This is a genomic window from Pseudomonas sp. GW821-FHT03A09, from assembly GCF_059421065.1.
Window position 1 is genome coordinate 22,725 of record NZ_JBWKUX010000013.1, and the last position, 25,254, is coordinate 47,978.

At 58.7% G+C, this 25,254-nt stretch carries 19 protein-coding genes and 2 tRNA genes; 10 read left to right on the top strand and 11 right to left on the bottom strand.

Annotation, left to right across the window (positions count from 1 at the left end):
• The 10 genes from AC07V4_RS21340 to AC07V4_RS21385 all read left to right on the top strand — a co-directional run bounded on the left by AC07V4_RS21340 (position 1) and on the right by AC07V4_RS21385 (position 14,911).
• Positions 1–1,431 (top strand): sigma-54-dependent transcriptional regulator, encoded by a 1,431-nt coding sequence (locus tag AC07V4_RS21340; RefSeq protein ID WP_492638125.1) that lies wholly within the window; start codon positions 1–3, stop codon positions 1,429–1,431.
• Positions 1,432–2,140: 709 nt separating this feature from the next.
• The gene (locus tag AC07V4_RS21345) at positions 2,141–3,529 is read left to right on the top strand and encodes a polynucleotide adenylyltransferase PcnB (protein WP_492638126.1); all 1,389 of its coding nucleotides are present in this window, start codon (positions 2,141–2,143) and stop codon (positions 3,527–3,529) included.
• Positions 3,530–3,531: 2 nt separating this feature from the next.
• Complete coding sequence (folK, locus tag AC07V4_RS21350; protein ID WP_492638127.1) at positions 3,532–4,017, top strand: 2-amino-4-hydroxy-6-hydroxymethyldihydropteridine diphosphokinase; 486 nt, start codon at positions 3,532–3,534, stop codon at positions 4,015–4,017.
• Between the two features lie 329 nt (positions 4,018–4,346).
• A complete protein-coding gene (gene panB, locus AC07V4_RS21355) occupies positions 4,347–5,147 on the top strand; it encodes a 3-methyl-2-oxobutanoate hydroxymethyltransferase (RefSeq protein ID WP_492638128.1) in 801 nt (266 codons plus the stop codon).
• Positions 5,144–5,995 (top strand): pantoate--beta-alanine ligase, encoded by an 852-nt coding sequence (gene panC / locus AC07V4_RS21360; RefSeq protein WP_492638129.1) that lies wholly within the window; start codon positions 5,144–5,146, stop codon positions 5,993–5,995. The genes panB and panC overlap by 4 nt, the downstream gene beginning before the upstream one ends.
• Positions 5,996–6,209: 214 nt before the next feature.
• Entirely contained in the window at positions 6,210–7,874 is a 1,665-nt protein-coding gene (gene pgi, locus AC07V4_RS21365; RefSeq protein WP_492638130.1) for a glucose-6-phosphate isomerase, read from the top strand.
• Between the two features lie 104 nt (positions 7,875–7,978).
• Positions 7,979–9,916, top strand: a complete 1,938-nt coding sequence (acs, locus tag AC07V4_RS21370) for an acetate--CoA ligase (protein ID WP_492638131.1) — start codon at positions 7,979–7,981, stop codon at positions 9,914–9,916.
• Between the two features lie 16 nt (positions 9,917–9,932).
• A complete protein-coding gene (locus AC07V4_RS21375; protein WP_431750598.1) occupies positions 9,933–10,802 on the top strand; it encodes an oxygenase MpaB family protein in 870 nt (289 codons plus the stop codon).
• Between the two features lie 71 nt (positions 10,803–10,873).
• Positions 10,874–11,890, top strand: a complete 1,017-nt coding sequence (locus AC07V4_RS21380) for a class I SAM-dependent rRNA methyltransferase (protein WP_492638132.1) — start codon at positions 10,874–10,876, stop codon at positions 11,888–11,890.
• An 87-nt stretch (positions 11,891–11,977) separates the two neighbouring features.
• Complete coding sequence (locus AC07V4_RS21385) at positions 11,978–14,911, top strand: DUF748 domain-containing protein (protein ID WP_492638133.1); 2,934 nt, start codon at positions 11,978–11,980, stop codon at positions 14,909–14,911.
• A 192-nt stretch (positions 14,912–15,103) separates the two neighbouring features.
• On the opposite strand, the gene AC07V4_RS21390 is transcribed toward AC07V4_RS21385, so the two are convergent.
• The 11 genes from AC07V4_RS21390 to secG form a co-directional block, all read right to left on the bottom strand.
• Complete coding sequence (locus AC07V4_RS21390) at positions 15,104–15,451, bottom strand: BON domain-containing protein (protein WP_492638134.1); 348 nt, start codon at positions 15,449–15,451, stop codon at positions 15,104–15,106.
• A 295-nt stretch (positions 15,452–15,746) separates the two neighbouring features.
• Positions 15,747–17,852 carry a polyribonucleotide nucleotidyltransferase gene (gene pnp / locus AC07V4_RS21395; RefSeq protein WP_492638135.1) on the bottom strand — a complete coding sequence of 702 codons (2,106 nt, stop codon included), beginning with the start codon at positions 17,850–17,852 and terminating at the stop codon, positions 15,747–15,749.
• Between the two features lie 196 nt (positions 17,853–18,048).
• A complete protein-coding gene (rpsO, locus tag AC07V4_RS21400; protein ID WP_003177875.1) occupies positions 18,049–18,318 on the bottom strand; it encodes a 30S ribosomal protein S15 in 270 nt (89 codons plus the stop codon).
• A gap of 115 nt (positions 18,319–18,433) precedes the next feature.
• The gene (truB, locus tag AC07V4_RS21405; protein ID WP_492638136.1) at positions 18,434–19,351 is read right to left on the bottom strand and encodes a tRNA pseudouridine(55) synthase TruB; all 918 of its coding nucleotides are present in this window, start codon (positions 19,349–19,351) and stop codon (positions 18,434–18,436) included.
• 3 nt (positions 19,352–19,354) lie between these two features.
• Positions 19,355–19,750, bottom strand: a complete 396-nt coding sequence (gene rbfA / locus AC07V4_RS21410; protein ID WP_431753474.1) for a 30S ribosome-binding factor RbfA — start codon at positions 19,748–19,750, stop codon at positions 19,355–19,357.
• Between the two features lie 159 nt (positions 19,751–19,909).
• On the bottom strand, positions 19,910–22,432 hold the full coding sequence (infB, locus tag AC07V4_RS21415) for a translation initiation factor IF-2 (protein ID WP_492638137.1): 2,523 nt from the start codon (positions 22,430–22,432) through the stop codon (positions 19,910–19,912).
• Positions 22,433–22,459: 27 nt separating this feature from the next.
• Entirely contained in the window at positions 22,460–23,941 is a 1,482-nt protein-coding gene (nusA, locus tag AC07V4_RS21420) for a transcription termination factor NusA (protein ID WP_492638138.1), read from the bottom strand.
• A 47-nt stretch (positions 23,942–23,988) separates the two neighbouring features.
• On the bottom strand, positions 23,989–24,447 hold the full coding sequence (rimP, locus tag AC07V4_RS21425; RefSeq protein ID WP_032873230.1) for a ribosome maturation factor RimP: 459 nt from the start codon (positions 24,445–24,447) through the stop codon (positions 23,989–23,991).
• Positions 24,448–24,587: 140 nt separating this feature from the next.
• A tRNA-Met gene (locus tag AC07V4_RS21430) sits at positions 24,588–24,664 on the bottom strand.
• A 96-nt stretch (positions 24,665–24,760) separates the two neighbouring features.
• Positions 24,761–24,846: transfer RNA gene (locus AC07V4_RS21435), tRNA-Leu, on the bottom strand.
• A 22-nt stretch (positions 24,847–24,868) separates the two neighbouring features.
• The gene (gene secG, locus AC07V4_RS21440; protein WP_492638139.1) at positions 24,869–25,252 is read right to left on the bottom strand and encodes a preprotein translocase subunit SecG; all 384 of its coding nucleotides are present in this window, start codon (positions 25,250–25,252) and stop codon (positions 24,869–24,871) included.
• Positions 25,253–25,254 lie beyond the last annotated feature (2 nt).

The following is a 25,254-nucleotide window of genomic DNA, read 5'->3' on the forward strand; positions in this document are numbered from 1 at the left end:
ATGCCGCACATTTTGATCGTCGAAGACGAAACCATTATCCGCTCTGCCTTGCGTCGCCTGCTTGAACGTAATCAGTACCAGGTCAGCGAAGCCGGCTCGGTGCAGGAAGCCCAAGAGCGATTCAGCATTCCCACGTTCGACCTGATTGTCAGCGACCTGCGCCTGCCAGGCGCGCCTGGCACCGAGCTGATCAAGCTTGGCCAGGGCACTCCGGTGCTGATCATGACCAGCTACGCCAGCCTGCGCTCGGCGGTGGACTCGATGAAGATGGGCGCGGTGGACTACATCGCCAAGCCCTTCGACCACGATGAAATGCTCCAGGCAGTGGCCCGTATCCTGCGCGACCACCAGTCGGCTGGCAGTGCACCTGCCGAACCTCGTCCAGCCGGAAAGGCCACCGACAAACCGGGGGCTGATAACAGCAACGGCGAGATCGGCATCATCGGCTCGTGCCCACCGATGCAGGATCTGTACAGCAAGATTCGCAAAGTCGCGCCTACGGACTCCAATGTATTGATCCAGGGCGAGTCAGGCACCGGTAAGGAACTGGTGGCCCGTGCCTTGCACAACCTGTCCAAGCGCGCCAAGGCGCCGATGATTTCGGTGAACTGCGCGGCGATCCCCGAATCCCTGATCGAGTCCGAACTGTTCGGCCACGAGAAAGGCGCGTTCACTGGCGCAAGCGCCGGACGCGCGGGTCTGGTGGAAGCCGCGGACGGCGGCACGTTGTTCCTCGATGAAATCGGCGAACTGCCCCTCGAAGCCCAGGCGCGACTGCTGCGTGTGTTGCAGGAAGGCGAAATTCGCCGCGTCGGCTCGGTGCAGTCACAAAAGGTCGATGTGCGACTGATCGCAGCGACCCACCGTGACCTCAAGAGCCTGGCCAAGATCGGCCAGTTCCGTGAAGACTTGTACTACCGCCTGCATGTGATCGCACTCAAATTGCCGGCACTGCGCGAGCGTGGCGCCGATGTCAACGAGATCGCCAACGCGTTCCTGTTGCGCCAAAGCGCGCGCATCAACCGTACTGACCTGAAGTTTGCTGCAGACGCCGAGCAGGCGATTCGGCATTACTCGTGGCCAGGTAACGTGCGAGAGCTGGAAAATGCGGTCGAGCGTGCGGTGATTCTGTCGGAAAGCCCGGAAATTTCCGCCGAACTGCTGGGTATCGATATCGAGCTCAGCGACTTGGAAGACGACGATTTCCTTGGCCTGGCCCCACAGCATGGCGGCGGTAGCAATACCAGCCATGAGCCGACGGAAGATTTGTCACTGGAAGATTACTTCCAGCACTTCGTCCTTGAGCATCAGGACCATATGACCGAGACCGAACTGGCCCGCAAACTGGGCGTGAGCCGTAAGTGCCTGTGGGAACGACGTCAGCGCCTGGGCATTCCACGGCGCAAGACCGGGGTTGCCAGCGAGAGTTGAGGTCGCGCGCCCACGGGTAACACCCTCAGATGTGAAAAAACTGTTACCGCAGAACTTTTGCGTAACAAAAGCCGGGGCTTACGGTAACGAAGCCCCGGCTTTTTTTCGCCTGCCAGAACCCTGAAAGCCCTTCATGCCCCCGTTTTTGCTGGACGGGACAAAAGTTGGCACGCACCCTGCTATATGCTTAGTACAAAAACAATAACAAGCTTTGTACCAGACAATAAAAATAAGACGAATCGACTCACGCATAACAAAAACAACACGGCGGAGGCGCAGCTAACTGATTCTTTTGGAGAGGCGTTGCATTTGGGGCTTGCCCCGCAACCAGGCCGAGAACAACAAAAACTGCCCTAAGGCAGAGCCTGAACTGGTTGGATCGTAGATCAGCAACACAGCGACCAAAGCAATCCGTTTGCTCTTGACTCCCGATTGGGAGTGTCATGAAGGTGAAGCTTCATGGCGAGGGCGATCAACAAAAACAAGAAGCCCGAAATCAATAATAAAAATAGAGCACGCAACTACTTCTGGGGGAGCTTCGGCTCCCCTTGTAGTTTCTGCAATTTGCCCCCCTGCGCAACATCTTTAGGCTTCTGGCTCAAGCCTTGCAGCTTGTTCCTACACCATCCCCTGACTAAATGCTAGAATCCCCGCCCATCATGCGGTCATTCTTCGTTATGGCCGAACATTCCTTCAAACAGTGCATCCCATGCTGAAGAAGTTGTTCCAGTCATTCCGTTCTCCCTTGCGTCGTACGCAACACAAACGCAGCACGCCTGAAGTGCTCAATAGCAGCCAGCATTCGCTGCAACGCGCTCAATTCAGCCGTTATGCAGTGAACATCGTCGAACGTTTGCAGAACGCCGGCTACCAGGCTTACCTGGTGGGCGGGTGTGTACGCGACATGTTGCTCAATATCACGCCCAAGGACTTCGACGTCGCCACCAGCGCCACGCCCGAGCAAGTGCGCGCCGAGTTTCGCAATGCGCGAATCATCGGCCGCCGCTTCAAACTGGTGCACATCCACTTTGGTCGTGAAATCATCGAGGTCGCGACGTTCCGCGCCAACCACCCGCAAAACGATGAAGAGGAAGACACCAACCAGTCTTCCCGCAACGAAAGCGGGCGCATCCTGCGGGATAACGTCTATGGCACCCTTGAAGAAGACGCGCAACGCCGCGACTTCACCATCAACGCCTTGTATTACGACCCGGTCAGCGAGCGCATCCTCGATTACGCCAATGGCGTACACGACATTCGCAACAACCTGATCCGCCTGATCGGCGACCCGGTTCAGCGCTACCAGGAAGACCCGGTACGCATGCTGCGAGCGGTGCGGTTTGCCGCCAAGCTGAACTTCGGCATCGAGAAGCACACCGCCGCGCCGATTCGCGAACTGGCGCCTATGCTGCGCGAAATTCCTTCGGCGCGCTTGTTCGAGGAAGTGCTGAAGCTGTTCCTCTCGGGCTACGCCGCCGACACGTTCGAGATGCTTGTCGACCTGCAGTTGTTCGATCCCCTGTTCCCGGCCAGCGCCGAGGCCCTGGAACACAACCCGACGTACACCCACACGTTGATCAGCGAAGCGCTGATCAACACCGACCTGCGCATCAAGCAGAACAAACCGGTAACCCCTGCGTTCCTGTTTGCCGCCCTGTTGTGGCCGGCACTGCCCAAGCGTGTACTGCGCCTGCAGGACCGTGGCATGCCGCCTATTCCTGCGATGCAGGAAGCCGCTCACGAGCTGATCGCCGAGCAGTGCCAACGTATCGCCATTCCGAAACGCTTCACCATGCCAATCCGCGAGATCTGGGACATGCAGGAGCGCCTGCCGCGCCGCAGCGGCAAACGCGCCGACTTGCTACTGGACAACCCGCGTTTCCGAGCCGGCTATGACTTCCTGTTGCTGCGCGAAAGCGCCGGCGAACAGACCGATGGCCTGGGCGAATGGTGGACGGACTACCAGGACGCCAACGATAGCCAGCGCCGCGACATGATTCGCGACCTCGGCAGCAAAGGTGAAGGCGAAGGCCCGAAAAAACGTCGACGCAGTGGTACCAAGCGCAAGCGCAGCGGCGCCGATGCTTCGGGCGAATAAACGTGGAACGGATCTACGTCGGCATGGGCAGCAACCTCGCAGCCCCGCAACAGCAATTGCGCAGCGCCATCCAGGCGTTGGCGCTATTGCCAGGTACAACTCTCGCCGGCGTATCGACGTTCTATCAAAGTGACTCCCTGCTCCCGGGCCAGCCGCGCTACACCAATGCCGTCGCGGCCCTGGATAGCAGCCTGGCGCCACTGGAACTGCTCGATGCGCTGCAAGCCATCGAGAACGAACAGGGTCGTGAACGCCTGGAGCGTTGGGGCCCGCGTACGCTGGATCTGGACATCCTGCTGTTCGGCGATCGCCTGATCGATGAGCCGCGCCTGAAGGTGCCGCATTACCAAATGCATTTGCGGGCGTTTGTGCTGTATCCCCTAGCCGAATTGGCGCCTGCCGACCTGCAGCTGCCCGACGGCCAGCGACTCCTCGCCCTGCTTGAAGCCTGCCCGTTTGTCGGCCTGGAACGCCTCCATCAAGTCTGACCCGGTCAATGTGGGAGCTGGCTTGCCTGCGATACAAGCGACTCGGTCTACCCGTCTTACCGAGGTGATGCCATCGCAGGCAAGCCAGCTCCCACAGGCTGAATCGCGTCAGTAACAGCGGTAACACCACCATCGTAACAATGCGGTAACACATCCAATTGACTTCCCGTGTCCTCCTCACGACTATAGGCGTCCCGCTACCGCCATACCGGCGCTGAAGGGCGCAATCCAGGCCTTATAAGCACTGCTCTCAAGACAGTGCGCCTGTATAAACGAAGACTCACGCGCGTTACTCGCTGTTTCCAAGCGCCTGAACGAGGACCCTTTTCATGCCAAGCATTACCCTGACCACCTTGCAGAACCTCAAGCTCAAAGGTGAAAAAATCACCATGCTGACCTGCTACGACGCCACCTTCGCCCACGCCAGCTGCCAGGCCGGGGTCGAGGTGCTTTTGGTGGGCGACTCCCTGGGCATGGTTCTTCAAGGGAATGACAGCACCCTGCCTGTTACCACCGACGAACTTGCCTACCACACCGCCAGCGTCAAGCGCGGTAACGACGGCGCGCTCATCATCGCCGACCTGCCGTTCATGGGTTATGCCACCGTCGAGCAGACGTTCCAGAACGCGGGCAAATTGATGCAAGCCGGCGCGCACATGGTCAAAATCGAAGGCGCCGTGTGGCTTGCCGATTCGATCCGCCTGCTGGCTGAGCGCGGCGTTCCGGTTTGCGTGCATATGGGCCTTACGCCCCAGTCGGTGAATATCCTCGGCGGCTATAAGGTACAAGGCCGTAATGAAGCCCAGGCACGTCAGATGCGCGCCGATGCCATTGCCCTGGAACAGGCGGGCGCGGCAATGATCGTGCTGGAGTGCGTTCCGAGTGAACTGGCTGCAGAAATCACCCAGGCCGTCAAAGTACCGGTCATCGGCATCGGTGCCGGCTCCGCGACCGATGGTCAGGTACTGGTGGTGCATGACATGCTCGGCCTGTCCATGAGCGGCCATGTGCCCAAGTTCGTGAAAAACTTCATGGCCGGCCAGGACAGCATTCACGCGGCATTGAGCGCCTATGTCAGCGAAGTCAAAGCTGTCACCTTCCCGGGTGCCGAACACGGATTCTCTGCATGAACACCGTAAAAACCGTACGTGAACTACGGGCCGCTGTGGCTCACGCCCGCAGTGCGGGCAAGCGCATCGGCTTTGTGCCGACCATGGGCAACCTGCACAGCGGCCATGCCACCCTAGTCACCAAGGCGGCTCAGCAGTCGGACTTCGTGGTAACGAGTATCTTCGTCAACCCGCTGCAATTCGGCGTCGGTGAAGACTTGGACAAGTACCCACGCACCCTGGCCGCCGACCAGGAGAAGCTGCTGCAAGCCGGCTGCAACCTGCTGTTTGCGCCTACCGTCGAGGAAATGTACCCAGGCGGCATGACGGGCCAGACCCGTGTCAGCGTCCCACAGTTGTCCGAAGGCCTGTGCGGCGCCAGCCGCCCTGGGCATTTCGAAGGCGTGGCCACGGTGGTCAGCAAGTTGTTCAACATGGTCCAGCCGGACATGGCCGTGTTTGGTCAGAAGGACTACCAGCAGTTAGCCGTGATTCGTGCCATGGTCCAAGACCTGAACATGCCGATCCAGATCATCGGCGAGCCCACCGTGCGTGCCGAAGACGGCCTCGCGCTGTCGTCGCGCAATGGTTACCTCACCGATGAGCAACGTGCCATTGCCCCGGTGCTGTATCGCAGCCTCAGCCAGATCGCGGCGTCGATCAAGGCCGGTGACCACGACTTCGCCAAGCTGCGTGCCGAACAGGTACAGCAGATCGAAGCTGCCGGGTTGCGCATGGACTATTTCGAAGTGCGCCAAGGCGTGCATCTGCGCCAGGCCACCGTCGAGGATCGAGATATCGTGATCCTGGTAGCCGCTTATCTGGGTGCTACTCGTCTCATCGACAACCTGCATCTGACACTTAACTGATCGCCTTCAGTTGCCCCCCTCGCTGTGCCGGTATAAAAAAGTACCGGCTACAGCGCAGACAAAGCCAAGACATATCGACACGCTAGGTTTAATGTAATCGCCCTGCGCTCTTGGTTAGCGCTGTCCGGCAACGGCCACTTGATCAAAGGCAGGACGTTCCGGACTTTGAAGTGTCCTAAAAGGCAGTCCCCGTAATAAAAGGAAACCCGCAGCGATGGCGTACTACCGCACTCCTCATGACGTTACCGCTCTGCCCGCCTGGCAAGCGCTCATTCAACATCGCCAAGCCATGCAGGATTTCAGCATGCGCGAGGCATTCAATGCCGATCCCCAGCGCTTTTCCCAGTTCACCTTGAGCAGCTGCGGGCTATTCCTCGATTATTCGAAAAACCTGATCACCAGCGAGACCCGTGACCTGCTGGTGGGTCTGGCCAAGGAAGTCGGCCTCAAGGACGCAATCAACTCACTGTACGCTGGCGAGCCGGTCAACTCGTCCGAAGGCCGCCCAGCCCTGCATACTGCCCTGCGCCGCCCGGTGGGCGACAAATTGTCGGTCAATGGCGTGAACATCATGCCGGACGTACACAAGGTGCTGAACCAGATCACTGACCTGGTAGGTCGTATCCACGACGGCCTGTGGCGTGGCTACACCGAGAAGCCGATCACCGACGTGGTGAACATCGGCATCGGTGGCTCGTTCCTCGGCCCGGAGCTGGTCTCCGAAGCGCTGTTGTCCTACGCCCATAAAGGCGTGCGCTGCCATTACCTGGCGAACATCGACGGCAGTGAGTTCCACGAGCTGACCATGAAGCTGCGCGCCGAGACCACGCTGTTCATCGTCTCGTCTAAATCCTTCAACACCCTCGAAACCCTGAAGAATGCCCAGGCCGCCCGCGCCTGGTACCTGGCCCAGGGTGGTTCGGAAGCCGAGCTGTACCGTCACTTCATCGCCGTATCGAGCAACAACGCGGCGGCCGTGGCTTTCGGTATCCGCGAAGAAAACATCTTCCCGATGTGGGACTGGGTCGGCGGCCGTTACTCGCTGTGGTCGGCCATTGGCTTGCCAATCGCCCTGGCCATCGGCATGTCCAACTTCAAGGAGCTGCTGTCCGGTGCCTACACCATGGACCAGCATTTCCAGAATGCCCCGTTCGAACAGAACATGCCGGTGCTCCTGGGCCTGCTCGGCGTGTGGTACGGCAACTTCTGGGGCTCGCAGAGCCATGCGATCCTGCCATACGACCACTACCTGCGTAACATCACCAAGCACCTGCAGCAGCTGGATATGGAGTCCAACGGCAAGAGCGTGCGTCAGGACGGCACGCCAGTGTCCACCGATACCGGCCCGGTAATCTGGGGCGGCGTGGGCTGCAACGGGCAACACGCTTACCACCAGTTGCTGCACCAGGGGACTCAACTGATCCCGGCCGACTTCATCGTGCCGATCGTCAGCTTCAACCCGGTGTCCGACCACCATCAGTGGCTGTATGCCAATTGCCTGTCCCAGAGCCAGGCGCTGATGCTTGGCAAAACCCGCAGCGAAGCCGAAGCCGAGCTGCGCGAGAAGGGTCTTCCGGAAGCTGAAGTCCAGAAGCTGGCCCCGCACAAGGTGATCCCGGGTAACCGCCCGAGCAACACCATTGTGGTCGAGCGCATCAGCCCCCGCCGCCTGGGTGCACTGGTGGCGATGTATGAGCACAAAGTGTTCGTGCAGAGCGTGGTCTGGGGCATCAACGCCTTCGATCAATGGGGCGTTGAGCTGGGCAAAGAGCTGGGCAAAGGCGTTTACAACCGCCTGACCGGTTCCGAGGAAACCTCGGCCGAGGACGCTTCGACCCAGGGCCTGATCAACTACTTCCGCGGTCGTCACCGCGGCTGATGCTGGTCATCCAAGGCCAACGCCCGTTTGGACGTTGGCCTTGAACCCTCTTCCCCCAGCGTGCATCTTTATGACTTGTCCCAAAACAAGAATAAGGACCGCTCATGTTCGATATCAGCACATTTCCCCATGCCGATGCCGTCCGCCGGGCTGCGCAGCTCAGTCAGGAGGACTACCAGCGCCTCTACCGCCAATCCGCTGAGCAACCGGACCTCTTCTGGGCCGAACAGGCCAAAGCCTTTCTCGACTGGATCAAACCCTGGCACACCGTCCAGCATTCAGACATCAACACCGGTGCAGCCCAATGGTTTGCCGGCGGCCAACTGAACGTCAGTTACAACTGCATCGACCGCCACCTGGCGCAACGCGCCGATCAACCCGCCTTCATCTGGGAAGGTGACGATCCGGCAACGTCTTCCAACATCACCTACCGCCAACTCCACCAAAACGTCAGCCGCTTGGCCAACGTGCTGAAAAGCCGTGGTGTGAAGAAGGGCGACCGGGTATGCATCTACATGCCGATGATTCCGGAGGCCGCCTACGCCATGTTGGCCTGTACGCGAATCGGCGCCGTGCACTCGGTGGTGTTTGGTGGGTTTTCGCCGGATGCCCTGCGTGACCGCATTCTCGACGCCGACTGCCGCACCGTGATTACTGCCGATGAAGGCGTGCGCGGCGGTAAACCGGTGGCGCTGAAAAAGAACGTCGACAAGGCCCTGGCCAGTTGCCCGAACGTCAGCACCGTGTTGGTGGTAGAACGCACAGGCGCTTCCGTGAATTGGGGCGAAGGCCGCGACCTCAAGTATCAACAAGCCCTGGATGCCGCCAGCGACCACTGCCCGCCCGAGCCGATGGACGCCGAAGACCCGCTGTTCATCCTCTACACCTCCGGCAGCACCGGTAAACCCAAAGGCGTGCTGCACACCACCGGCGGCTACCTGCTGCAAGCAGCGATGACCTTCAAGTACGTGCTGGATTACCGCGATGGCGAAGTGTTCTGGTGTACCGCCGACGTGGGCTGGGTCACCGGCCACAGTTACATCGTGTATGGCCCGCTGGCCAACGGCGCCACCTCACTGATGTTCGAAGGCGTGCCGAGTTACCCCACGAGTTCCCGCTTCTGGCAGGTGATCGACAAACATCAGGTAAATATCTTCTACACCGCCCCCACCGCGCTACGCGCCCTGATGCGTGAGGGCCACGGACCACTGGAAAACACTTCACGCGCCAGCCTGCGCCTGCTGGGCAGTGTCGGCGAGCCGATCAACCCGGAAGCCTGGGATTGGTACTTCAATGCGGTGGGCGAGCAGCGCTGCCCCATCGTGGATACCTGGTGGCAGACCGAAACCGGAGGCATCATGCTCAGCCCGTTGGTCAGCGCCCTGCGCATCAAACCTGGCTGCGCGACCCAACCCATGTTTGGCGTGCAGCCGGTGCTGCTGGATGAGCACGGCAAGGAACTCAACGGCGCCGGCAGTGGCGTGCTCGCGATCAAAGCCAGCTGGCCGGGACAGATCCGCAGCGTCTATGGCGACCCGCAGCGCATGATCGACACCTATTTCAAACCCTACCCCGGCTACTACTTCACCGGTGACGGCGCACGGCGCGATGAAGACGGCGACTACTGGATCACTGGGCGTATCGACGACGTGATCAATGTGTCCGGCCATCGGATCGGCACCGCTGAAGTGGAAAGCGCCCTGGTGCTGCATGACCAGGTGGCAGAAGCCGCCGTGGTGGGTTACCCCCATGACGTCAAAGGCCAGGGCATTTATGCGTTCGTCACGCCAATGAACGGCGTCGAGCCCAACGACGCCCTGAAAAAACATTTGTTGGAGCTGGTGAGCCAGGAAATCGGCAGCTTTGCCAAACCGGAACTGATCCAATGGGCACCGGCCTTGCCGAAAACCCGCTCGGGCAAGATCATGCGGCGTATCTTGCGCAAGATCGCCTGCAACGAACTGGACAGCCTCGGTGATATTTCAACACTGGCCGACCCCAGCGTCGTCGACGGCCTCATCGACAAACGCCTGAACCGATAGGAAACCTCGAGTCGCCATGGAATTCATACGCAGCCGTATCGAAACCCAACTGATGAGCCTGACCGGTCTGTCATTGGGCCAACTGGACCTGGAAAACCCCAAGGGCGATCCCGGCCTGTTCGGGCCGGATTCGGTGAGCTGGCAAGTGCATGGCGACTTCAGCAGCATGCTTATCGGCGGCATCAGCGCGTTGATGCTGCAAGCCTTGCATCCGCTGGCCTTGGCCGGGGTGTGGGACCACTCGAACTTCCGCCAGGACATGCTTGGGCGCCTGCGCCGCACCTCGCAGTTTATTTCCGGCACCACGTTTGGCTCACGCAAAGATGCCGAATGGTTGATCGAGAAGGTTCGAACCATTCACCTGCAAGTGGTCGGCCATGCGCCAGATGGTCGACCTTATGCGGCCAGCGACCCTGAGCTGTTGACTTGGGTGCATGTGGCAGAAGTCAGCAACTTCCTGGCGGCGCACCTGCGTTATCGCAACCCACATCTGCCGGGACGGGACCAGGATCGGTATTACAGCGAAATAGCCTTGGTGGCCGAGCGTCTGGGTGCACGGCATGTGCCGCGCTCACGGCAGGAAGTCTCGGATTATCTGGCACGCATCCGCCCACAGCTGCTGTGCGACGAGCGCAGTCGTGAAGTCCTGCGCTTACTGGTCAACGCCCCTGCTCCCAGCACCTTGGCCAAGCCTTTCGGCAGCCTGATGATGCAGGCCGGCATCGACCTGCTGCCGGACTGGGCCAGCGCCATGCTCGAGCAACACCAAAGCCCGCTGCAACGCCAGATAATCCGCGCCGGGGTCAAGCGCAGCGCGCCGTTGTTGCGTTGGGCGATGCGTGATGGTTCGGTGCAGCGCGCCCATCGGCGGATGGGGTTGATGTAGGGGGCCGTTCATAGCTGTTAAACTCCGCGGCCTTATTTATCTTCTTTTCCCTAACAAGCAAGGCGCGCTCCATGTCCCCCCTGAATCAGGCGCTGCGCGCCGCTCTCGATCAACGCCAAGACCTGATCAACGAACTGCATGCCCAAGGCACCGACTGCTATCGCCTGTTCCACGGCAGCCAGGAAGGCGCCGGTGGCCTGGCCATTGACCGCTATGGCCCGCAATTGCTGGTGCAGAGCTTTCACCAGTCACTGGAAACCAACGAGCTGCTGGACCTGCATCAACTGATCAACCAGTTCATGGGCCTGGAATTGCTGCTGGTGTACAACGACCGTTCCCGTGGCAACTCGCGGATCGACCGCGAAGACACGGTGTACCGCGCCGAGCCTGCGGCGCTGGAAGACCTGGTCGGCCATGAGTGGGGCCTCAATTACCGTGTGCGCGGGCGCCATGCCGGGCAGGACCCGCTGCTATTCCTCGACTTGCGCAATACCCGTGGCTGGGTCAAGAACCACAGCGCCGGCAAGAGCGTACTGAACCTGTTCGCCTATACCTGCGGCGTAGGCTTGAGCGCAGCCGCCGGTGGCGCACGTGAGGTGTGCAACCTGGACTTCGCCGAGGGCAACCTGGCGGTCGGTCGTGAAAACGGCCTGTTGAACCCCCAGTTGCCGACCATGCAATTTGTGCAATCCGATTACTTCCCGGCAATTCGCCAGCTGGCAGGCCTGCCGATCACCCAGCGCCGAGGGCAGAAGCTGCCGAGCTATCCGCGCCTTGAGCAACGCCAATATGACCTGGTATTGCTCGACCCACCGGCCTGGGCCAAAAGCGCCTTCGGCACCGTCGACCTGCTGCGCGACTATCAAAGCCTGCTCAAGCCTGCACTGCTGGCCACCGCCGACAACGGCGTGCTGATCTGCTGCAACAACCTGGCAAAAGTCAGCATGGACGACTGGCGCGAACAGGTGCTGCGCTGCGCCGAAAAGGCCGGCCGCCCGGTACGCGATTGGCAGATCATGACACCCGGGGCGGACTTCCCCTCACAGGACCAACAGCCTCCGTTGAAGACCTTGATCCTGCAACTGTAAGAGTTATCCCAACAAGCCCTGTTCTTCGGAACCGAAATCCCGTGCCATACTCCAAGGCACTCTCGTTCGATATAGATGGCGTCACCCATGCCCAAAGGATTGATTCGCGCCATCGGCGCCGTGTTGACTGCTCTAGCCCTGTACAGCTTGCTGGGCTTCCTGATTTTGCCCGGCATTGCTCTTCGCATCGCCAACCAACAGTTGGCCAATTACGCCACGGTGCCGGCACGCCTTGAGCGTATCGAACTCAACCCATTCAGCTTGGAAGTCACGGCATGGGGCCTGAAGATCGGCGAACCCGGCAAGGAACAAGTGGGCTTCGAACGCCTTTATGCCAACCTGCAGATCGACAGTCTCTGGACCCGCGCCCTGCACTTGGCCGACGTACAGCTGGACAAGCCCAAGACCGAGCTTCTGTTCGACAAGTCCGGCCAGTTGAACCTGGCGCAGCTGTTCAAGCTGCCGCCGAGCGAACCGACCCCGGCCGACCCCAACGCCAAACCGTTCCCTGTACGCATCGACAGCATCAAACTGGCGAGCGGCTATGTACATTTTCAAGACCTGCGCCCTAGCGAGCCCATCGAGTTCCTCTACGACAAACTCGACTTCGAGCTGAAAAACCTCAGCACCTTGCCCGAAGACAATGCCGACATGACCTTGGTGGCCGCAGGGCCCGCAGGTGGGCAAATCGACTGGAAAGGTAATTTCAGCCTGGTGCCGATCACGTCTCAGGGCACGCTGAAAGTCACCGATGGCAAGATGAAAGCCTGGTGGCCCTATGTCCGTGACGCCCTACCACTGGTGCTTGAAGATGGTGTACTCAACTTCAGCACCGACTACACATTCAGCCTGGCCAAAGAAACCGAACTGAACCTGACCAACACCGCTGCCAGCATCGCGCCCTTTGCGATCAAGGCCCCGGACGGCCGCCCGTTGGCACGCCTGGAACGTCTGGATGTCAGCGAGACCTCGGTAGACCTGGCCAAGCAGCAAGTGGTTGTGGGCAAGATCCGCAGCAACAAGCTGGAAACCTGGGCCGCCCGCGAAGCCGATGGGCAATTGGATTGGCAGAAACTGTTCGCCAGCCAGCCAAGCAAACCGGCCAAGGCGCCGGAACCGGCAACCGCGCCAGCCACTGCCGACGCACCAAAACCCGAACCCGCTGCGCCGAGCAAACCCTGGCAAGTGCTGCTCAAGGATGTGCAACTGCGCAATTATCAGGTGCACCTGGCTGACCGTGCGGTCAAGCCAGCGGTAGCATTGGAACTGGGCCCGTTGAATGTCGACGTGCAGAACTTCGACAGCCTCAACCAAAGCCCCTTCACCCTGAAAGTCGACACTGGCTTGGGCAAGCAAGGCAAGATCCAGGCAACCGGTGAGGTCAACCTCAGCCCGGTCAGCGCCAAGCTTAAAGTGAACACCCAGGACATCGACCTGCGGGTCGCCCAGTCCTACATCAGCCCATTCATTCGCCTTGAACTGCGCAGCGGCATGCTGGGCAGCAACCTCGATGTGAACCTCAAAAGCACCGAGCCACTGGCCCTGCAAGTCACTGGCCGTGCACAAGTCGACCAGTTGCATACGCTGGACACCCTCAAGACCCGCGACTTCCTGAAGTGGCAGCGCCTGGTGCTGGAAGGCGTGAATTATCAACACGGCCAGAGCCTGTCGATCGACAAGGTCAACCTGCTGCAGCCCTACGTGCGCTTCATGATCAACGATGACCGCACCACCAACGTCGATGACTTGCTGATCCCACAACCGGCCAGCAGCGGCGCCAAGTCTGCTGCCAAACCGACAGCGAGCAATGAGAAGCCTCTGGGCATTCACATCGGGCAGATTGCGATCAACGACGGCTCGGCCAACTTTGCCGACTTCAGCCTCACACCCAATTTCGCCACAGCCATTCAACAGCTCAACGGGCAAATCGGCACCATCGACAGCCGCCAGGCCAAACCGGCCAGCGTTGACATCAACGGCAAGGTGGACCGCTACGCACCAGTGACCATCAAAGGCAGCGTGAACCCGTTCGATCCGATGGCCGCACTGGATATTGCCACCAGCTTCAAGCGGGTCGAGCTGACGACGTTGACGCCGTACTCGGGCAAGTTCGCCGGCTTCCGCATCCGCAAGGGCCGCTTGAACCTCGACCTGCACTATGTGATCACCAAAGGCCAGTTGAAGGCTGAAAACAAAGTGGTGGTTGAGCAACTGCAACTGGGTGAGAAAGTCGACAGCGCCGATGCCGTGGACTTGCCGATTCGCCTGGCGATTGCGCTGCTCAAAGACAGTGATGGCAAAATCTCCATCGAACTGCCGGTGACCGGTGACCTGAATAATCCGCAATTCAGCGTGATGCCAATTGTGTGGCAGACCCTGCGCAACCTGGTGGTACGCGCAGCAACAGCGCCATTCAAATTCATTGGTGGACTGATTACCGGCGGCGGCCCGGAAGACCTCGGCAATGTGTCTTTCGATGCCGGCTCCAGCGCGTTGAGCAAGGAGGCCGAAGGCGCCTTGAACACCTTGGCCAAGGCACTTAAAGAGCGCCCTGCCCTGCGCCTGGAAATCGAAGGTACCGCAGCGGCCAGCAGCGACGGCCCGTTCCTGGCCGCCGAGCGCCTGGAGCGTGAATACCAATACAACTACTACAAGATGCTGCAACGTCGTGGCGACAAAGTCCCGGCCCAGGCCTCATTGTTGGTTGTGCCGGAGAAGGAAAAGGCGCCATTGCTGGAAGGCATCTACCGCACACGTTTGAAACAACAACCGCCGGCCGAATGGAAAGACCTGAGCAGCAATGACCGCACCGCGAAGCTCAAAGACGGCGTGATCAAGTTCTGGAGCACCAGTGATGTGCTGTTGCGCCAACTGGGCCAGGACAGGGCCAGCGCCATCAAGGACTATCTGGTGGATAAAGCGCAATTGGAAGATGATCGGGTGTACTTCATCGATGCCAATCTGGGGCAGGCGGAGAAAGATGGTCGGGTGGTAACACCGATGCATCTGGATGCCGAATAATCACCAGGCAGTACAGCTCCCACACTTAGTCTTGGCGCTTTTACTTACCCCACAATAGAACAGGCCCCGGCACAAGTGCCGGGGCCTGTAATGACCACATCCGTGTGGTCGGTCGCATGAACCTCGGAGGTGCATTGAGTGGATAACTAACTCACGCGCCGCCGCCGCCTAGTTCAGACGATTCGTTGAGCGTTACTCTACTTTCAGGCCGTCGGCCGATACAGCTTTAACGCCCTTGATATTCTTGGTGATGTTCACCGCGGTGTTTTTTTGTGCTGCGGTCACTGCGACAGTCGACGACAGGGAAACCACACCTTTGTTGGTTTCGACTTTGATGTCGGTGCCAGGAATGCCTTTCTCGGTTACCAGGTCACTTTTCACTTTGGTGGTGATCCAGGTGTCGGAGGTCGCTTCTTTGGCCTTGGTCACTTCACCAGCGGCTACAACCATAGGAGACTGGGAAGTTTGGGCAAACGCAACGTTAGCCATGGTCAGGGTCAGCGCGGTGGCAGTTGCAGCAGCAATAGCGAACTTCTTCATACGAGTAACTCCTGTTTTTTCTGAGGTCTGCAGCGTTTCAACGTTAATGCCGCAGGGCTACCAGTACTGTTGCAGGCGCTGTGCCAAGTATCATGACAAAACAAAGTCATTTAAAAACAATGAGTTATAGAGTTTTACTTTCTTCGAAATCGTGCAAGTTGCATGAACCCCATCGTTCCTGCATGCAAGTTGCGGCTTTTGGTTCAGGCTAAACGGCTAATTTCGCCTCACATTCCAGTCGCCATAAAAAAAGGACTCCGAAGAGTCCTTTTTTCAGCGTGCAGCTTAAGGGTGATTAAACGCCCGAAGCCTTGGCTGCTGCTACGTCCTTGATGGACAGCTTGATACGGCCGCGGTTGTCCACGTCCAGTACCAGCACTTCCACTTCCTGACCTTCTTTCAGAATGTCGGTCACTTTCTCAACACGAGCGTCGCTCAGCATGGAGATGTGCACCAGACCGTCCTTGCCCGGCAGGATGTTGACGAATGCACCGAAGTCGACGATGCGCTCAACTTTACCGACATAGATCTTGCCGATCTCTGCCTCGGCGGTGATGCCCAGAACGCGCTGGCGTGCAGCCTCAGCCGCTTCCTTGGTTTCGCCGAAGATCTTGATCGAGCCGTCGTCTTCGATATCGATCGAAGCCTTGGTCTCTTCACAGATCGCACGAATGGTCGCGCCGCCTTTACCGATAACATCACGGATTTTGTCGGTGTCGATTTTCATCGCGATCATGGTCGGAGCATTTTCCGACAGTTCGGTACGGGACTGACCAATGATCTGGTTCATCTGACCGAGGATGTTCAGGCGCGCTTCCAGGGCTTGGCCCAGAGCGATTTCCATGATTTCTTCGGTGATGCCCTTGATCTTGATGTCCATCTGCAGCGCGGTCACACCTTTGGCGGTACCGGCTACTTTGAAGTCCATGTCGCCCAGGTGGTCTTCGTCGCCCAGGATGTCGGTCAGGATGGCGAATTTCTCGCCTTCTTTAACCAGGCCCATGGCGATACCGGCAACCGGCGCCTTCATCGGCACACCAGCGTCCATCAGCGCCAGGGAGGCACCGCAAACGGAAGCCATGGAGCTGGAACCGTTGGACTCGGTGATTTCCGATACAACGCGGATGGTGTACGGGAACACGTCAGCAGCAGGCAGCATGGCCTGTACCGAACGGCGGGCCAGACGACCGTGACCGATTTCGCGACGACCAGCGCCCCCCATACGACCACACTCGCCCACCGAGAACGGAGGGAAGTTGTAGTGCAGCATGAACGGGTCTTTTTTCTCGCCTTCCAGGGTGTCCAGCAGCTGTGCGTCACGGGCAGTACCCAGGGTCGCGACTACCAGAGCCTGAGTTTCACCACGGGTGAACAACGCCGAACCGTGAGTCTTCGGCAGAACGCCGACTTCGATGTTCAGCGGACGTACGGTACGAGTGTCGCGACCGTCGATACGTGGCTTGCCGTTAACGATGTTTTCGCGAACGGTGCGGTATTCGATTTCGCCGAAAGCCGCTTTGACGTCGCTGGAAGAAGGCTGGCCTTCTTCACCGGACAGCTTGGCTACAACCTGATCCTTCAGCTCGCCCAGGCGTGCGTAACGGTCGGCCTTGACGGTGATGGTGTAGGCATCGGAGATGGCAGCGCCGAACTCGGAGCGGATAGCGCCCAGCAGTTCAGTGGCTTCCGGGGCAGCAGCCCAGGTCCAGGTTGGCTTGGCGGCTTCGGCAGCCAGCTCGGTGACGGCTTTGATGACCGCTTGGAATTCATCGTGGGCGAACAGCACGGCGCCCAGCATCTGGTCTTCGGTCAGCTCTTTGGCTTCCGATTCAACCATCAACACGGCTTCCGAAGTACCGGCAACGACCATGTCCAGGCTCGATGCTTTCAGTTGCTCGTAAGTCGGGTTCAGCAGGTAGCCGGTGCTTTCGTGGAAAGCAACGCGAGCTGCGCCGATCGGACCATCGAAAGGAATACCGGAGATGGCCAGGGCAGCCGAGGTGCCGATCATCGCAGCGATGTCCGGATCGGTCTTCTTGCTGGTGGAAACGACGGTGCAGACAACCTGCACTTCGTTCATGAAGCCTTCTGGGAACAGCGGACGGATCGGACGGTCGATCAGTCGGGAAGTCAGGGTTTCTTTCTCGGAAGGACGGCCTTCACGCTTGAAGAAACCGCCAGGGATCTTACCGGCAGCGTAAGTCTTTTCCTGGTAGTGAACGGACAGAGGGAAGAAGCCTTTGCTCGGGTCAGCGGTCTTGGCGCCAACAACGGTCACCAATACGGTCACGTCATCGTCAACGGTAACCAGCACTGCGCCGGAGGCTTGACGGGCGATACGGCCTGTCTCGAGGGTAACGGTCGACTGACCGAACTGGAATTTTTTGATAACCGGGTTCACGGTGTCCTACCTTCTTTGTGGCTCTTGGGGGAACTTGTCTTCTTGCGAAATTCTTGGGCAATGTCGGGAATCGGCCCGAACCTGGTCCAGGGGTAAAACATGTATCCAGATAAAACTTGAGGCTGGGAGCCTACCATGAGCCAGCGGGAATCCCACTGACACACGGCAGACAACCAACCTCTAGCGCAATCGCTTATTAGCGACGCAGACCCAGGCGACCGATCAGAGTCTGATAACGACCCAGATCCTTGCCTTTCAGGTAGTCCAGCAGCTTACGGCGCTGGTTTACCATGCGGATCAGACCACGACGGGAGTGGTGATCTTTACCGTTGGCCTTGAAGTGACCTTGCAGCTTGTTGATGTTGTGGGTCAGCAGTGCAACTTGCACTTCTGGCGAACCAGTGTCACCAACAGCTTGCTGATAGTCAGCAACGATTTGTGCTTTTTCTTGAACGTCGAGAGCCATGAGGCAATCCTTTTTTCAGGAAACCACCCAAAGGGTAGTTTCAACAGGCCAGGGACAAATCCCTGTATCTAAAAATGAGTGTTGACCGTGCCTGTTAACAGCCACACTCGTCCGGTCATTCTGACCGAATCAGTCGACGCGGCGCGATGCGCCCGTCTTCACTCACTTCACCGATACCGATGAAGCGACCGTTATGATCCTGTACCCGCACCATACCGAACTTCGGAGCCTCCGGGGCACGTACCGGCTGGCCGTTGAGCCAGTAGAACGCGCTGTGCTCCGAAAAGTGCAGCAATGGCCAATCGAGCAAACCGCTGTCCGATGGCATCAGGAAGCGATCAACCGCTTCGTTGCCGCCCTCGGCGTGTACTGCTTCCAACTCTTCCAGCGTGACCGTTTGGGCCAGGGTGAAAGGTCCGGCTTGAGTACGTCGCAATTCTGCAACGTATGCACCACAGCCCAGTTGCTCACCAATATCTTCCACCAGGGTACGAATATAGGTGCCTTTGCTGCAGTCCACCGACAATCGGGCGGTGTCGCCTTCGCAGGCGAGCAATTCCAAGCGCGCAATAGTAACAGAACGCGGTTCGCGCTCCACTACTTCGCCCGCACGTGCCAGCTTGTAAAGAGGCTGGCCATCACGCTTGAGCGCCGAGTACATCGGCGGTATCTGACTGATTTGCCCACGAAAACCGGGTAAAACCGCTTCAATATCAGCACGACCAACGGTCACGTCGCGAACCTGCAGAACATCACCCTCGGCATCGGCCGTGGTGGTGGTCTTGCCCAGTTGCATCAGGGTTTCGTAACCCTTGTCTGAATCGAGCAGGTATTGCGAAAACTTGGTGGCCTCGCCAAAGCACAACGGTAATACACCGGTGGCCAGAGGGTCGAGGCTGCCGGTGTGCCCGGCCTTTTCGGCGTTGAGCAGCCAGCGGACCTTCTGCAACGCGGCATTGGAGGTAAAGCCAATGGGCTTGTCGAGCAGAATGATGCCGCTGACATTACGGCGGATACGTTTGACCTGAGCCACCGCTTACTCCTTGGCGTCTTCAGGTGTGGACGGGTGCTGGCTGTCCTCAGCCACGGCGCGCTCGATCAGTGCCGACAGGTGCGCACCACGCACGACGCTTTCGTCGTAGTGGAAGTGCAACTGAGGAACGCTGCGCAGCTTCATTTCGCGGGCCAACTGCATGCGCAGGAACCCTGCAGCCGAGTTGAGCACCTTGATGCTTTGCGCAATTTCTTCGTTGTTGTCCTGGCCCATCACGGTGATGAAGATCTTGGCGTGACCCACGTCACGGCTCACTTCAACCGCAGTGATGGTGACCAGGCCAACGCGGGGGTCTTTGACTTCGCGACGGATCAGTTGGGCCAGCTCACGCTGCATCTGATCGCCGATACGCTGGGTACGGCTGTATTCTTTTGCCATGTCTTGTTACCTGTTACTGCCACACGGTGAAACCCGTGGGGTCTGAAAGCGGCAAACGCCCGGCCTGACAAAAGCCAGACCGGGCGTTGCGTTTAGAGTCCGTACGCTGTGCGGGGCATTTGCATGCCCACACGCCGCGTGGCTCCGGAAGTGCGCGAGTTAGAGGCTGCGAGCAACCTGAACCTTCTCGAAGACTTCGATCTTGTCGCCAACCTTGACGTCGTTGTAGCTCTTGACGCCGATACCGCATTCCATGCCGGCACGTACTTCGGAAGCGTCATCCTTGAAGCGGCGCAGGGATTCCAGCTCGCCTTCGAAGATAACGATGTCTTCACGCAGTACACGGATTGGACGGTTACGGTACACGGTGCCTTCGACAACCATGCAACCGGCGACCGCGCCGAACTTCGGCGAACGGAACACGTCACGCACTTCGGCGATACCCAGGATGTTCTCACGGACGTCGCTGCCAAGCATGCCGGTAAGGGCTTTCTTGACGTCTTCGATGATGTCGTAGATGACGTTGTAGTAACGCATGTCCAGGCCTTCCTGCTCGACGATCTTGCGAGCGCCAGCATCGGCACGCACGTTGAAGCCGAACAGTACAGCGTTGGAAGCCAGTGCCAAGTTGGCGTCGGACTCGGTGATACCACCGACACCGCCACCGACAACGCGCACTTGCACTTCGTCGTTACCCAGGCCATTCAAGGCGCCGTTCAACGCTTCGAGGGAACCACGTACGTCAGATTTGAGGACGATGTTAAGCGTCTTCTTCTCTTCCTGGCCCATGTTCTCGAAGATGTTTTCCAGCTTGCCGGCGTGAGCACGGGCCAGCTTGACTTCACGGAACTTGCCTTGACGGAACAGAGCCACTTCACGGGCTTTCTTCTCGTCGGCAACTACGCTCATCTCGTCGCCAGCGTCCGGGGTACCGTCCAGGCCGAGAATCTCGACCGGAATAGCCGGGCCAGCTTCTTTGATTGGCTTGCCGTTCTCGTCGAGCATGGCACGTACACGGCCGTAGTTCGAACCAACCAGCACCATGTCGCCTTGGCGCAGGGTACCGTCTTGAACCAGAACGGTTGCAACCGGGCCACGGCCCTTGTCGAGACGGGACTCAACCACGACACCACGGCCAGGAGCCGATGGCGTAGCGGTCAGTTCCAGTACTTCAGCTTGCAACAGAACAGCTTCGAGCAGTTCGTCAACGCCAGTACCCATCTTCGCGGAGACCGGTACGAATGGAGTGTCGCCACCCCACTCTTCGGAGGTCACGCCGTGAACCGACAGTTCGCTACGGATGCGATCGAGATCAGCGCCCGGCTTGTCGATTTTGTTCACAGCAACCACCAGAGGAACGCCAGCCGCCTGAGCGTGCTGAACAGCCTCGATGGTTTGTGGCATCACGCCGTCGTCGGCTGCAACCACCAGGATCACGATGTCGGTCGCCTTGGCACCACGGGCACGCATTGCGGTAAACGCGGCGTGACCAGGGGTGTCGAGGAACGTCACCATGCCACGGTCTGTTTCAACGTGATACGCGCCGATGTGCTGGGTGATACCGCCGGCTTCGCCAGCAGCAACCTTGGCACGACGGATGTAGTCGAGCAGGGAAGTTTTACCGTGGTCAACGTGGCCCATTACGGTCACGACCGGAGCACGGGAAACCGCCTCGCCTTCAAACTTCAGGGACTCGGCCAGGGAATCTTCCAGGGCGGTGTCGCTGACCAGGGTCACTTTGTGGCCCAGCTCTTCAGCAACCAGTTGGGCAGTTTCCTGGTCCAGTACCTGGTTGATGGTGGCCGGAGTACCCAGCTTGAACATGAACTTGATGATTTCAGCAGCCTTGACCGACATCTGCTGGGCGAGGTCGCCCACAGTGATGGTCTCGCCGATCTTCACTTCACGCACGACAGGGCCGGTTGGGCTCTGGAAACCGTGGGCGTTGCGCTTTTTCAGCTTGGCCTTGCCGCGACCACCACGACGGAAGCCATCGCTTTCTTCGTCGGTAGTACGTGGGGCAACGCGTGGAGCAGGTGCTTTCTCTTTGACCGAGGCACGATGCGGAGCGTTTTTACGCTCACCATCGCCACCACCACCGCGACGATTGTTATCGTCGGCACGGGGCTTGTCCGGACGACGAGGCTCGTCACGCTTGCGATCCGCTGCAGGTGCTGGTGCAGCGGCAACCGGAGCGGCCTCACGCACAGCTTCAACAGGCGCGCTAGGCGCGGCAACCGCTTCAGTGGTAGCAGGTTGCGCAGCAGCAGGCTGGCGACGCGCTTCTTCTTCGGCGCGACGCTTGGCTTCTTCTTCAGCCTTCTGACGGGCAGCATTTTCTACTGCGCGACGTTCTTCCAGTTCGCGTTTGCGCTCGGCTTCGATTTCTTCCGGGCTGCGCTGTACGAAGACTTTCTTCTTGCGTACTTCAACGCTGATGCTCTTGCTACCAGCAACACGCAGGGTGCTGGTGGTTTTGCGCTGCAATGTAATCTTGCGCGGTTCTTCCACTTTCGCCTTGTGGCTGCTCTTCAAGTGAGTCAGCAAAGACTGCTTCTCACTATCGCTCACACCTTCATCGGCGGCGGTGTGCGGCAGACCTGCCTCACGCATCTGCTGCAACAGGCGCTCTACCGGTGTTTTGACCTCATCGGCCAGTTGTTTCACCGTGACTTGCGTCATGCACTTCTCTCCTCAGGCCGCGCCTAATTACTCGAACCAATGGGCTCGGGCGGCCATGATCAACTTGCCGGCACGATCATCGTCAATGCCGTCGATGTCGAGCAGGTCGTCAATAGACTGCTCGGCCAGGTCTTCGCGGGTAATTACGCCGCGCACCGCCAGTTCCATCGCCAAATCCTTGTCCATACCCTCAAGCGAGAGCAGGTCTTCGGCCGGATGGGCGTCTGCCAGCTTTTCCTCAGTAGCGATGGCTTTAGTCAACAAGCGATCCTTGGCCCGAGCGCGAAGCTCGTTGACGATGTCTTCGTCAAAGCCGTCGATGTTGAGCATTTCTTCCAACGGTACGTAGGCAATCTCTTCCAGGCTGGTGAAGCCTTCATCTACCAGCACCTGAGCCAGCTCTTCATCGACTTCCAACTCTTCGATGAAGTTGCGCAGGATGTCACCGGTTTCAGCTTGCTGCTTAGCCTGGATGTCCGATTCGGTCATCACGTTCAGGGTCCAGCCGGTCAATTGGCTGGCCAGACGCACGTTCTGACCACCACGACCAATGGCCTGAGCCAGATTGTCTGCGCCAACGGCGATGTCCATTGCATGGGCATCTTCGTCAACGATAATTGCCGCCACTTCAGCCGGCGACATGGCGTTGATCACGAACTGCGCCGGGTTGTCATCCCACAGGACGATGTCCACACGCTCACCGCCCAACTCGCCCGACACTGCCTGGACGCGCGAACCGCGCATACCAATGCAAGCGCCCTGCGGGTCGATGCGTTTGTCCTTGGAGCGGACCGCGATCTTGGCGCGCGAACCCGGGTCGCGGGACGCAGCCATGACTTCGATCAGGCCTTCGGCAATTTCCGGCACTTCGATACGGAACAGCTCGATCAGCATTTCCGGCGCGGTACGCGACAGGATCAACTGAGGGCCACGGTTCTCGGTGCGGATTTCCTTGAGCAGCGCACGCAGACGCACGCCAACACGGAAGGTTTCGCGAGAGATGATGTCTTCGCGGGCCAGCAACGCTTCAGCGTTGTTACCCAGGTCGACGATCACGTTGTCACGGGTCACTTTTTTCACGGTGCCGGAGATGATCTCCCCCAGGCGCTCGCGATAGGCGTCAACGACTTGAGCGCGCTCGGCTTCGCGAACCTTTTGCACGATGACCTGTTTGGCGGTCTGTGCAGCAATACGGCCGAACTCGATCGACTCGATCTTTTCTTCGACGACATCACCGACCTTGGCGCCAGGGTGCGTTTCAGCAACCTTGCTTGGCCAGGTCTCGATAGCCGGATCATCAAGATCGTCCTCTTCGACGACCGTCCAGCGACGGAAAGTCTCATAGGCACCGGTGTGGCGATTGATTTCCACACGCAGATCAACTTCGTCTTCAAAACGCTTTTTGGTAGCAGTGGCCAGGGCCAGCTCCAACGCTTCAAAAATCACGCTTGCCGGTACACCCTTTTCGTTGGATACCGACTCAACAACCAGCAGTACTTCTTTGCTCATCGTACGCCTCGCCTTTCGCAAGCCATTGGATCCGCGGGATCCGCGTCTCAGTCAAAACTGGGAATAATGTTGGCCTTGTCGATCATATCGATCGGCAACAGGAATTCATGGTCTTCTACCTGCACCACGACATCCTGTTCTTCTACACCGCGCAGAAGGCCCTGAAAGTTGCGCCGCCCTTCAAACGGGGAACGCAGCTTGATCTTCACTTGTTCACCGGCATATTTAGCAAACTGCTCGATAGTGAACAGTGGGCGTTCCATGCCTGGCGAGGAAACTTCAAGGGTGTACTCAACGGAAATCGGATCTTCAACATCCAGGACACCGCTGATCTGACGGCTGACAATGGCACAATCGTCCACCAGCACGCCGCCCTCTTTATCGATATAAACGCGCAACATTGAGTGGCGACCTTGAGCCGAAAACTCAATACCCCAGCATTCATAGCCTAGGGCCACGACCACCGGGGCCAACAAGGCCTGCAACTCTTCTAGCTTGCTCGACACCTGAACCCCCTCGTGCATGTATGTGCATGCTGTGCAAAATAAAAAAATGGGCGAAACGCCCATCCTTGAAACGCCGTCGAACAGCGGCGTTGAAAGTGTCCAGCTAACAAAAAGCCCCTTAAAAGGGGCTCCGCTAAAACTGGTTGCGGGGGCCGGATTTGAACCGACGACCTTCGGGTTATGAGCCCGACGAGCTACCAGACTGCTCCACCCCGCGACAAAGCTGGGGCGGAAGTATACGACCGATCCCTTACAGGGTCAATGTAACCTTCCACCTACAAGAAAGCCCGCAACAGCGGGCTCTCCTGATAATTGGTACCGAGAAGGGGACTCGAACCCCTACACCCTATGGGCACAACCACCTCAAGGTTGCGTGTCTACCAATTCCACCACCTCGGCAATACAGCGATTACAACCCTTCTTACTTCTGCTCTTGAGCTGGAGGTACGTCAGTCGCTGGAGCAGCCGACTTTTGCTCTTGAAGCACCGGGACATCATCAGAAGCCGGTTTTGCTTTTGGCACTTCCAACACTGCTGGGTTTGGCAAACCTACTTGAGTCAGCACATGAGCTTTCTCTTTAGCAAAGTAACCTAACCCTAAGCTGGTTATGAAGAAACCTGCGGCAAGTATAGCAGTAAACTTACTAAGAAAGGTAGAGGAACCTTGGCTTCCGAACACAGTATTTGAAGCACCTGCACCGAAAGACGCACCAGCATCCGCACCTTTACCCTGTTGCAACAAAACCAGGGCAACTACGCCCAGGGCAGCCAACAGATGAAAAACGACTACGACTGTTTCCAGCATTT

Coding starts and splice junctions, on each gene's coding strand:
- AC07V4_RS21375 (WP_431750598.1), top strand. CDS start 9,933: ATGGAATTCATACGCAGCCGTATCGAAACCCAACTGATGAGCCTGACC.
- acs (WP_492638131.1), top strand. CDS start 7,979: ATGTTCGATATCAGCACATTTCCCCATGCCGATGCCGTCCGCCGGGCT.
- pgi (WP_492638130.1), top strand. CDS start 6,210: ATGGCGTACTACCGCACTCCTCATGACGTTACCGCTCTGCCCGCCTGG.
- nusA (WP_492638138.1), bottom strand. CDS start 23,941: ATGAGCAAAGAAGTACTGCTGGTTGTTGAGTCGGTATCCAACGAAAAG.
- panB (WP_492638128.1), top strand. CDS start 4,347: ATGCCAAGCATTACCCTGACCACCTTGCAGAACCTCAAGCTCAAAGGT.
- AC07V4_RS21340 (WP_492638125.1), top strand. CDS start 1: ATGCCGCACATTTTGATCGTCGAAGACGAAACCATTATCCGCTCTGCC.
- AC07V4_RS21385 (WP_492638133.1), top strand. CDS start 11,978: ATGCCCAAAGGATTGATTCGCGCCATCGGCGCCGTGTTGACTGCTCTA.
- rbfA (WP_431753474.1), bottom strand. CDS start 19,750: ATGGCAAAAGAATACAGCCGTACCCAGCGTATCGGCGATCAGATGCAG.
- rpsO (WP_003177875.1), bottom strand. CDS start 18,318: ATGGCTCTCGACGTTCAAGAAAAAGCACAAATCGTTGCTGACTATCAG.
- panC (WP_492638129.1), top strand. CDS start 5,144: ATGAACACCGTAAAAACCGTACGTGAACTACGGGCCGCTGTGGCTCAC.
- AC07V4_RS21380 (WP_492638132.1), top strand. CDS start 10,874: ATGTCCCCCCTGAATCAGGCGCTGCGCGCCGCTCTCGATCAACGCCAA.
- AC07V4_RS21345 (WP_492638126.1), top strand. CDS start 2,141: ATGCTGAAGAAGTTGTTCCAGTCATTCCGTTCTCCCTTGCGTCGTACG.
- infB (WP_492638137.1), bottom strand. CDS start 22,432: ATGACGCAAGTCACGGTGAAACAACTGGCCGATGAGGTCAAAACACCG.
- AC07V4_RS21390 (WP_492638134.1), bottom strand. CDS start 15,451: ATGAAGAAGTTCGCTATTGCTGCTGCAACTGCCACCGCGCTGACCCTG.
- secG (WP_492638139.1), bottom strand. CDS start 25,252: ATGCTGGAAACAGTCGTAGTCGTTTTTCATCTGTTGGCTGCCCTGGGC.